The following is a 3,125-nucleotide window of genomic DNA, read 5'->3' as shown; positions in this document are numbered from 1 at the left end:
CGAAATACCCAACTACGTTGCTGTTTCTCAGGGGTTTTCAGCATTTCCCTTATAACCGTGGTTATACTCTGGTACAACGATAATTAATCCATCTGCCCGTTCCATAGTTGCAGAAAATTGGGGGTCTTTGAGTGGTTCACCTGCATCATCATTAGCGATCGCTATATTTCTAATATCGATCAATTCGGTTTCTAAGCGATCGCGTGCTGCAACCTGCTCAACGATAAATTTAGCAACGTGTTCACTCTGGCGACCTTGACGAGAAGTACCAAGGATAACTGGAATAAATAAGGATGAATCTGACATAATTTTTTCTCCCTACTGTTGTTGATAATTCCAAAGTAGTCTACCATCCACAAAGAAAGTGCTACCTGTAATGTAGTCGGCATCATTAGAAGCCAGAAACGCGAGTAAAGAAGCAACATCTTGTGGTTGACCCAAGCGACCAAGCGGAATATTTTTTAATTTGATTTTTAAGTTGTTGGTTAATATTTACTAACTCAAACTAGCAGCACCAAAAGTAGCATTAAACTTGCGACACCAGATAGCGATGGATTTGTAGTCTGCTAAATTAATGTTTTGAGGAATAGAATATGTTTGAGCGCCACTATATTTTTGTAACGGAGCTAGGATAGTGTAGTCTCCGTTTTTTAAAGGATACGATGGTGGCTTAGTTGAATTAATTACGTTATCTGAACGATGAAAAATTACTACTAAATCTGGCCCTGATTCAGAAGTCTTAAATGACTCATCAAGCTGTAAAAATGATTTGCCGTCTTTAGTGGTAATACTAACTTTCCCTTGGGTTTGTTGTTCTCCAGAAACAAATGTGCCTGACTTCATAGCAGTTGAATCTGGAAATTGCGCTGAGTTAGCTAACGGTTTCGCCTGAGTTGAAGATACGGGAACAGAGGCATTCACAGCTATAGGACTTTCATTAGCCTGGTTCTTTGAGACTTCGCGGACGCAGCCAACCATGACAAGAGAAGACAAGCCCAGTATTAATAAATATCTTAATTTCATAATTTCAATTCCTCAATGCCTCAATCAGCAATATAGCTGTTGGCTTGAACTTTAAACTGATTATTGCTTAAATAATTTATCTAAGAATTATGAATAGATAAGGATTGATATCTAAAAAACTGATATTTCCCTTAGAAACTTCTTACAGATTTCTCAGCAAAATTTAAATTTTTAGATCACTGATGATTAAATGTAAAAAAAGATACGGTAAGTGTCAATTAATAGCCTGATGTTTGCTTGCTATTTGTTGTATAAATTTACATTTATTTAAGTAAAATTTCATACTTTTTCTGTACAATTAGCACATTTATCTAGTAAAATTTCCCCATCAAAATTATTAGGATATCCAGAGTTAATACCTGGAAAATCCAATATTTAATATTTGATTTTTTAACTTATTTTGCTAAACCATGCAACAAGCATCCATGAGCAAAGCCAATGATGAAGAAATGTTGTTGCAACAGCCTTGGCAGCGCGAGCGGCAAATAATAGCACGTTTGTCCTCTTTGAACTATCGCACTGGTGAGATAGGTAGCTATTTACACAACATTGCCTGTGGAGTTAGCGAACTGATTGCAGTTGATTGGACGGTTGTTACCTTTTGCCAAGAAGGATTTGAAACTGTTCTAGCGAGTAGTCTGGAAATGTCCGAAGATACACCTCGCGTTTATGCACTGCATGGTAGATTGATTGCTACAGTTTTGCAAATTGGGCGCACATTAGCTGTTGAGGATGCTGTGGCTAATCCAGAATATGGTAAACCTGCGCCAGGTTATCGAGCATATTTAGGGATACCTTTGCAAACTACTGAAGGTCAAGTCTTCGGTACTGTTTGCTCTTTTCATCGGCAAGCGAGGGAATTTACAAAAGAAGAAATCCAAATTGTGGAATTGTTCGCTGAACGTGCTGCTACTGCCATTGACCATTACCATCTTTACCAGCAGCAGTGCCAATTTAATCATATCCTGGAGACTGAGGTAGAAAAACGCACCGCAGAACTACAAGCAGCGCAAGCCAAGCTTTTAGAACAAGAACGGCTGGCAGGTATTGGTGAATTTGCGGCGATGATTGTGCATGAAATTCGCAATCCACTAACAACAATGATTATGGGATTGAAGTATTTTAAGAAAACTGTTCTGACTGAAGCTGCTCTTGAGCGATTATCGCTGGCACTTAGTGAGGCTAGTCGGCTAGAAAATCTGCTGAGTGAAATTTTGCTTTATGCCAAACCCCAAGTATTGCAACTGTGTGAATTGGATGTGAATGAATTTATTTGTGAATTACTGATGCCAATGTGCGAGATGCCAGAAGCACTCTCACGGCAAATCGAATTTATTCCAGCGTTACCTACAGTCAAAATCTTAGGAGATAAAGATAAGCTAAAACAAGTGTTTATTAATATTGTTCGCAATGCTTGTGAGGCAGTCTCAGCCGGAGATGGGATTAAATGGGAAGTGGATACTTCGTCTCCTGATAAAATCTGCATTAATGTCTGCAATGGTGGTGAGCCAATTCCTTCAGAGGTTTTGTCAAAGCTAACGCAGCCGTTCTTTTCCACAAAACCAAGCGGTACTGGGTTGGGGCTTGCCATTACCAAACGTATCGTCAATGCTCATGGTGGAGAATTATCCATTGAATCTGACACTGTGATAGGTACTAAAGTGAGTGTTCAATTACCTGTGGTTGTTCTTGAGAGCCTGTAAATGGATGGTATTTTTGACGGCTGGAGCAAATGAAGACAGAACCTAAAAAGTTTACAATTTTGTGTAAGTGGCGATCGCTTATACCATTTCACGAAATTATTGATACAAATCACTATTCTTGCTCCCCCTGCTTCCTCTGCAAGAATCTGTATCAATCATAAAGTGAAACGCTATTATTATGAGACATACACTTATTCCTTCCCATCTGTGCCGTCATGGGTTGTTTGCAAAAAAGGTGACAGTTCTTTATTTAACTTACCTGCGCGGACAAACTCAGCATAGGTATCAGCTTCAATTGCCAGCAATTCCCCTCGCAGTTCTTCGGTTGTAAATTCTTGTAAATTTGGCAAAAGTGTTGAATGTTAAGAAAAATCCGATAAAAATAACCCAAAATATGGT

At 38.8% G+C, this 3,125-nt stretch carries 4 protein-coding genes and 1 pseudogene; 1 reads left to right on the top strand and 4 read right to left on the bottom strand.

The features are described 5' to 3' along the window. Positions 1 to 27: 27 nt before the first annotated feature. The 3 genes and pseudogenes from HWQ42_RS08110 to HWQ42_RS08100 all read right to left on the bottom strand — a co-directional run bounded on the left by HWQ42_RS08110 (position 28) and on the right by HWQ42_RS08100 (position 1,023). Positions 28 to 306 carry an NADPH-dependent FMN reductase gene (locus HWQ42_RS08110; RefSeq protein ID WP_292810860.1) on the bottom strand — a complete coding sequence of 93 codons (279 nt, stop codon included), beginning with the start codon at positions 304 to 306 and terminating at the stop codon, positions 28 to 30. 12 nt (positions 307 to 318) lie between these two features. Next, positions 319 to 465: pseudogene (locus HWQ42_RS08105) on the bottom strand (SDR family oxidoreductase); the annotation flags it as partial. Between the two features lie 30 nt (positions 466 to 495). Continuing rightward, complete coding sequence (locus tag HWQ42_RS08100) at positions 496 to 1,023, bottom strand: DM13 domain-containing protein (protein WP_292810857.1); 528 nt, start codon at positions 1,021 to 1,023, stop codon at positions 496 to 498. Between the two features lie 425 nt (positions 1,024 to 1,448). Here HWQ42_RS08100 and HWQ42_RS08095 point away from each other — a divergent pair, with 425 nt between their 5' ends. Next, on the top strand, positions 1,449 to 2,726 hold the full coding sequence (locus HWQ42_RS08095; protein WP_292810855.1) for an ATP-binding protein: 1,278 nt from the start codon (positions 1,449 to 1,451) through the stop codon (positions 2,724 to 2,726). A 191-nt stretch (positions 2,727 to 2,917) separates the two neighbouring features. Here the strand turns inward: HWQ42_RS08095 and HWQ42_RS08090 are convergent, their stop codons facing one another. Continuing rightward, positions 2,918 to 3,076 carry a hypothetical protein gene (locus HWQ42_RS08090; RefSeq protein WP_292810863.1) on the bottom strand — a complete coding sequence of 53 codons (159 nt, stop codon included), beginning with the start codon at positions 3,074 to 3,076 and terminating at the stop codon, positions 2,918 to 2,920. Between the last annotated feature and the right edge of the window lie 49 nt (positions 3,077 to 3,125).

Origin of the sequence: Nostoc sp. JL23 (assembly GCF_017115065.1) — a bacterium.
GTDB classification, from domain to species: Bacteria; Cyanobacteriota; Cyanobacteriia; order Cyanobacteriales; family Nostocaceae; genus Nostoc; species Nostoc punctiforme_A.
This window is presented reverse-complemented; position numbering and strand designations above follow the sequence as displayed.